Source organism: Algoriphagus boritolerans DSM 17298 = JCM 18970 (assembly GCF_900108085.1).
Lineage (GTDB): Bacteria > Bacteroidota > Bacteroidia > Cytophagales > Cyclobacteriaceae > Algoriphagus > Algoriphagus boritolerans.
In genome coordinates, this window is sequence record NZ_FNVR01000034.1 from 41,459 (window position 1) to 47,574 (window position 6,116).

General features: G+C 41.8%; 7 protein-coding genes. 6 read left to right on the plus strand and 1 reads right to left on the minus strand.

Translation table 11 applies throughout. From position 1 onward, the window contains the following. Nucleotides 1–25: 25 nt before the first annotated feature. The 6 genes from C4S61_RS19260 to C4S61_RS19285 all read left to right on the plus strand — a co-directional run bounded on the left by C4S61_RS19260 (nt 26) and on the right by C4S61_RS19285 (nt 5,557). A complete protein-coding gene (locus C4S61_RS19260; protein WP_103926420.1) occupies nt 26–355 on the plus strand; it encodes a hypothetical protein in 330 nt (109 codons plus the stop codon). A 4-nt stretch (nt 356–359) separates the two neighbouring features. Next, nucleotides 360–995: an ExbD/TolR family protein gene (locus tag C4S61_RS19265; RefSeq protein ID WP_103926421.1), complete on the plus strand. Its 636-nt coding sequence runs from the start codon at nt 360–362 to the stop codon at nt 993–995. A gap of 1 nt (nt 996) precedes the next feature. After that, on the plus strand, nt 997–1,458 hold the full coding sequence (locus tag C4S61_RS19270) for an ExbD/TolR family protein (RefSeq protein WP_103926422.1): 462 nt from the start codon (nt 997–999) through the stop codon (nt 1,456–1,458). A gap of 61 nt (nt 1,459–1,519) precedes the next feature. Then, nucleotides 1,520–2,833 (plus strand): MFS transporter, encoded by a 1,314-nt coding sequence (locus tag C4S61_RS19275; protein WP_103926423.1) that lies wholly within the window; start codon nt 1,520–1,522, stop codon nt 2,831–2,833. 2 nt (nt 2,834–2,835) lie between these two features. After that, nucleotides 2,836–4,305 carry an NAD(P)H-hydrate dehydratase gene (locus tag C4S61_RS19280; RefSeq protein ID WP_103926424.1) on the plus strand — a complete coding sequence of 490 codons (1,470 nt, stop codon included), beginning with the start codon at nt 2,836–2,838 and terminating at the stop codon, nt 4,303–4,305. A 64-nt stretch (nt 4,306–4,369) separates the two neighbouring features. Then, the gene (locus tag C4S61_RS19285; RefSeq protein ID WP_103926425.1) at nt 4,370–5,557 is read left to right on the plus strand and encodes an MFS transporter; all 1,188 of its coding nucleotides are present in this window, start codon (nt 4,370–4,372) and stop codon (nt 5,555–5,557) included. Nucleotides 5,558–5,711: 154 nt separating this feature from the next. Here C4S61_RS19285 and C4S61_RS19290 read toward each other — a convergent pair. Next, on the minus strand, nt 5,712–6,116 hold a 405-nt coding region (locus C4S61_RS19290), incomplete at its 5' end, for a transposase (RefSeq protein WP_146064444.1).

Below are 6,116 nucleotides of genomic sequence, written 5' to 3' on the forward strand. Positions count from 1 at the left end.
AAAAAATTAACTAAGAATCGATACTATGGATACTTATGATATCATGCTCTATGTGAGCTACGTCTTAGTGGGAATCGGAGCGGTATTTTCCATTCTACTTCCACTTATTAAATCACTTGACGATCCTAAAAGTTTGCTAAAAACCGGACTTGGGGTATTGGCGATTTTGGTTCTATTCTTTATTTGCTACAGTATCTCCAGCAACGAAGTATTGCCAAAATTCGAGAGTGATCCGTTTAATCTGACCCCTGCCATGTCTCAAATGGTGGGCGGTTTGATGATCACCACGTATGTATTGACAATCGTTGCCATCGTAGGCATCGTGATTACAGAACTCAACAAAGCTATCAGGTAACAAAATGGCAAGAAAGAAAACCAGAACGACCACGGAGGTAAACGCAGGTTCGATGGCTGACATCGCTTTCCTGCTTTTGATCTTCTTCCTCGTTACGACTACGATCGCTTCGGATAAGGGTATTTTAAATATTCTTCCTCCGAAATTGGATCCAAATGTTCCTCCACCTGATATTCAGAAAAATGAGCGAAATATTTTCAATATTTTGATCAATGCAAATGATGATCTGTTGGTAGAAGGTGAATATAGAAGAACTCCTGAAGCTTTAGATCAGGATATCAAAGACTTCATTTTGAATTTTGGTGCACCTGATGAAGAGGCAACAGCCTTATTCAATTCTTTACCAGCTTCACTTCAGGCCAAAGCACTCCGTCGGCCTGAGTCTTCCGATCATCCCGGAGAAGCAGTAGTTTCTATCAAAACAAACCGTGGTACAAGCTATGAGCTTTACTTGGAGGTTTTTGATCTTGCTAAGAAAGCCTACTTCGAGATTTACGGGGAACGAGTAGGTTTGACAGCCGATGAGTACCGGGCACTGACCGGTGATGACGAGGCCTCAAAACTCCTTCAAGATAGGGGTAAGGAAGGTATCCCGATGGCAATTTCCATTGCAGAACCAGATAAAATAGGAGGAAACTGATATGTCTAAGTTTAAGAAAAAACCGAAAGCTGATCCAGGTGTTTCGACAGCCTCCCTTCCAGATATTGTATTCATGCTCTTGTTCTTCTTTATGGTGACCACTGTGTTAAGAGAACAGGACTTACTGGTGGAGCAAAAAATACCTCAAGCTACTCAGCTTCAAAAACTTCAAAATAAAACCTTGATTTCCTATTTGTATATTGGAAAGCCAAAAAATACAGGTTTGTATGGGTCTGAACCGCGAGTTCAAGCAAATGACGTCTTGATTAGTGCTCCTGAAATCGTCCAGTGGGTCAATCAAGAGCGGGATATGCTTCCTGAGGCGGATAGAGGATTAATCACAATTTCTATGAAAATAGACAAGGATGTTAAAATGGGTCCTATCTCTGATGTTCAGACTGAATTGAGGAATGCCGACGCCCGAAGAGTGCTCTATGCTTCCACAGGAAGAGTAGTCAATTAACGATTCAATTTCTATATTTAAAGCCATTCGCCTAGCGGATGGCTTTTTTGTTTGGGAAAAAATGAAACTAACGCTAACGAATAAAAATAAGGTTCAGGGTGCATGGGCCATGTATGATTGGGCCAATTCTGTCTATAGTTTGGTGATCACTTCCACGATTTTTCCGGTGTATTACAATAGTGTCACCAGGGGAATTGACGGTTCGGATAGCGTTGATTTTTTTGGATTTGAGGTTGTCAATACGGTTTTGTACTCCTATTCAATTTCTTTTTCTTTTTTGGTAATCGCAATTTTGTCTCCCTTACTTTCAGGTATTGCTGATGCCTCCGGCAAAAAGCTATTTTTTATGAAGTTATTCGCTTATCTGGGGTCAATTTCCTGCATTGGATTATTCTTTTTTGATGGCAATAATCTGGAATTTGGAATAATATGCAGCGTCCTAGCCAGTATTGGATACGCTGGAAGTATCGTTTTTTACAATGCCTATTTACCTGAAATCGCAGCCGAGCATGAATATGATTTCCTTAGTGCTCGCGGATTTGCCTTAGGATATATTGGGAGTGTGATTTTGCTGGTATTTAACTTGCTTATGATTCAATCTCCGGAGTCGTTTGGAGTGCCGGAGGGTAGTTTTGCACCACGTTTCTCTTTTTTGATCACAGGACTGTGGTGGGCCGGATTTTCTCAGATACCATTTCGAATGCTACCCAAAAATCCATACAAAAAAAATATTCAAAGTAGGTTCCTGCTAAAGGGGTATCAGGAAATCCAAAAGGTCTTTTCACAGGTCAAACAAATTCCTGTGATGAAGCGCTTCTTGGTAGCATTCTTTTTTTATTCTATGGGAGTACAGACTGTGATGTACTTGGCAGCTTCATTTGGAGATAAAGAATTGGGATTGCCCGGTGATCAGTTAATCCTTACCGTGCTGATTATACAGTTTGTTGCCATCGCTGGGAGTTACCTTTTTGCTTTTGTTTCTAAGCTTTATGGAAATATAGCCAGTTTGATGATCATGGTGTTGATATGGATTGGGATTTGTGGCGCAGCATATTATGTTTATACTGTTTACGAATTTTATGCCTTGGCATTTGTTGTCGGGATGGTCATGGGTGGAATTCAGTCCCTTTCCCGATCTACTTTTTCGAAACTGATTCCTGATGAAACTACCAAACATGCATCGTTCTTTAGTTTCTATGATGTGACCGAAAAACTCGCCATTGTAATTGGGACGTTCACCTATGGTGCGATCGAACAGTGGACAGGAAGTATGCGGAATAGTGCCCTTTCTTTGGGGGTGTTCTTCCTCTTTGGTTTGGGGTTCCTGATTTTTGTGACTATCCCAAAATATTCAATTGCTCCTCAAAAGATTTAGCTATGCTGAAGATTATACCAGGTTGGCAAGTAAAGCTGCTCGATGCCAATCACATTCAAACTACTGGGATTTCCAGCTTAGAATTGATGGAACGCGCGGCAAAAGGCTTCGTTGACTGGTGGAATGGTAAAGGTTTTGATCATTCAGCCCCTGTAAATATCTTTTGTGGTGCCGGTAATAACGGAGGAGATGGTTTTGCCATTGCCAGATTATTGGACACGTCAGGATTTAAAGTTTCTGTTTTGAAGTGTTTTGACGAATCCGCAAAGTTGAGTTCAGATGCATTAGTGAATTTCAAACTTTTGCCTGATGGAATTCGAGTTATGGATTGGAATGAATTTGACAAAAGTAAGGATGGGATAGTAGTTGATGCATTTTTAGGTGTAGGATTAACGGGTGAGTTGAGGTCAACTGCTAAAGCGATCATTCAAAAAATTAATTCCTTTGATGGAAAAGTCATTTCTGTAGATATTCCCAGCGGACTACCCTCAGATGATCTCTTATCGGGAGCATGTGTACGAGCTGATTTTACAGTCACCTTTGCTTTCCCAAAGCTCTCTCTTCTTTTCCCGGAACATGCTGCCGTGACAGGAGAGCTGATTTTAGTGGATATTGGCATTGCGGATACCGAATATGACCTGTTTGATAGCACTTCTTATTATCTAAGAAAAGAGGATGTTCCTTTCTTTCATCGAAAATTTCACCGATTTTCCCATAAAGGGGATTTTGGAAAGGTGCTGATTGTAGCCGGAAGTGAAGGTAAAATGGGTGCTGCTATCTTATCCTGTAAAGCTGCGCTTCGTAGTGGCTCTGGTTTGGTAACTGCCTTGATGCCGAAATCAGAGCGGCAAATCATCCAAATCGCTGTACCGGAAGCCATGTGTCAGTTTGAGCTTCCAACCGATTTATCAAGATTTGATGCAATTGGAATTGGACCCGGCTTGGGAGTGATGGGGAAATCAGCATTACTTGAATCAATCTTTCATCGATTCAAAAACCCGATGGTGATTGATGCGGATGCATTGACCATTCTGTCTGAGAACCCGGATTTGGTCCACTTAATACCTAAAGGAAGTATTTTAACCCCGCACTTGAAGGAATTTGATCGGCTTTTGGGAGATACTTCAAATCATCTGGCAAGGCTCGAAAAAGCAGCTGATTTTTGTCGGAGCCTAGAGCTTAACTTACTGATAAAAGGTGCCAATTCAGTAATTTGTCTAGCAGATGGAAGACAGGTTTTTAACTCTTCCGGTACTCCATATATGGCGACTGGTGGTTCGGGAGACGTGTTGACCGGAATGCTAACTTCCTTCCTGGGTCAGGGATATAGCTCTGCGAATGCAATGTTTTGTGGGGTGTATCATCACGGACTTGCCGGGGAAATTGCCGGAGAACATTACCTAAGAGGAACTATAGCATCGGACCTGATTGATGCCATTCCCGAAACATTTGTCCAACTGGGGATTTCCTGAAAATATATTACAATCTTCAAACTTAATTTTTTAAATGCGGGTTTTCAAACCATAGATTTTTGAAATGAAGAAAGAAAAAGCGATTCTTTGGACACTCGCCGCCATCAATTTTATTCACATAGTAGATTTTATGATTCTCATGCCGCTGGGGCCGCAGCTGATGAGAATTTTCGATATTGGACCGAGTGAGTTTAGTTTATTGGTTTCATCATACACCTTCAGTGCGGGGATTTCCAGCTTTTTTGGAGCTTTTTTTCTGGATCGATTTGACCGGAAAAAAATTCTGATCTGGGTGTATGTTGGATTTACGATTGGAACGCTAGGTTGTGCTTTGTCACCCAGTTATCCGGTACTTTTAGCTGCACGGGTGATTTCCGGTATTTTTGGAGGATTGACTTCCGCTTTGATTTTGGCAATCATCGGCGATCTGATTCCAGATGAGCGAAGGGGAAGTGCGATGGGTTTGGTCATGGCTGCGTTTTCTTTTGCCTCAGTGATGGGAGTGCCACTCGGTCTTTTTCTGGCGAGTTTGTCCAATTGGCACATGCCTTTCTACATTTTGACCGGTTTGGCATTCCTGAGTTTGGGGATGATTTACAAATTCATTCCTCCGATCCGGGAGCATTTGAGCAAAGAAATCAAACGGCCACATCCCATGGAAGTGATTTCCAGAGTGACCAGCAACAGCAATCAGATGCGTGCCATTACGCTTTCGGTGATGATGATGTTTGGTCAGTTTATGATTATTCCTTTCCTGAGTCCTTACAATGTGGCCAATGTGGGCTTCACTGAAATGGAACTGACCTATATCTACATCGCGGGTGGGGCATTTACTATTTTCACTTCCCCTTGGGTAGGACGCTTGTCTGATAAGTATGGCAAACTGAAGATTTTTACCATTTTTATGGTATTCAATTTAGTCCCGATCGGAGTGATCACGCATTTGGGAGTCACGCCAATCCCCTATGTATTGCTGATCACAACGATGTTTTTTGTAACCTCTAATGGTCGGTTTGTACCCGCCACAGCGATGATCACAGGGACGGCTAAACCCGAAAATCGAGGAAGTTTTCTGAGTTTTAACTCTGCCGTTCAGCAAATGGCAGCGGGCCTGGCATCGCTGATTGCCGGATTGATTATTGGTGAAAATGAACTGGGTCAATTGACCAATTTCAATATTGTGGGCTATTTGGCCATTTTCTTCAGTGTACTGTGCATTCCCCTGGCAAGGAGGGTGAAGGTGGTGAGTTAATAGAATAGTTACCGTTTATCCTCAAATCGGTTTATTTCTCGGGCAAATTCAAAGAAATAATTTTTTTTACTGTCGTCCGACTAATTCCACAAAGTACAGAAAGTGCTTCAGATTAATTTTAGAGGGCCTTTTTTATTCTTTTCAAAAGCACCCCCTACCCAGAGAAGAACAATTCTGTTTGTACATTTTTAAGATCCTTTTGAAATATACTTTTAAAATAGGCCTCTGTGTGAAGCAGAAACTTTTCAAGGCTGACATAAGAGCATAGATTTTTCGCCGCCACCATCACCATGGTGGAAAAGTCCTCGGCTTCCTTAACCCGTTTATGTAGCACCGTGAACAGCAGATTTAGGATCAGGGCCACCCATATCTGAATTTTGATTCCGTTTTCACTGTCCGACAAAAAGTATTTCAGCTCAAAATTCTGCTTGATTTGCTTGAAAAGCACTTCAATGACCCATCTGTTTTTATAAAGCAGGGCTATGGTCAGGGCATCAAGCCCTTTGAGGTTGGTGATAAACTCCAGTATTTCACCACTTTCCGGGTCGCTGTAAGTCAC

Excerpts from the sequence above, each read along its gene's own strand:
- C4S61_RS19260 (WP_103926420.1), top strand. The coding sequence starts at position 26 with ATGGATACTTATGATATCATGCTCTATGTGAGCTACGTCTTAGTGGGA.
- C4S61_RS19265 (WP_103926421.1), top strand. The coding sequence starts at position 360 with ATGGCAAGAAAGAAAACCAGAACGACCACGGAGGTAAACGCAGGTTCG.
- C4S61_RS19270 (WP_103926422.1), top strand. The coding sequence starts at position 997 with ATGTCTAAGTTTAAGAAAAAACCGAAAGCTGATCCAGGTGTTTCGACA.
- C4S61_RS19275 (WP_103926423.1), top strand. The coding sequence starts at position 1,520 with ATGAAACTAACGCTAACGAATAAAAATAAGGTTCAGGGTGCATGGGCC.
- C4S61_RS19280 (WP_103926424.1), top strand. The coding sequence starts at position 2,836 with ATGCTGAAGATTATACCAGGTTGGCAAGTAAAGCTGCTCGATGCCAAT.
- C4S61_RS19285 (WP_103926425.1), top strand. The coding sequence starts at position 4,370 with ATGAAGAAAGAAAAAGCGATTCTTTGGACACTCGCCGCCATCAATTTT.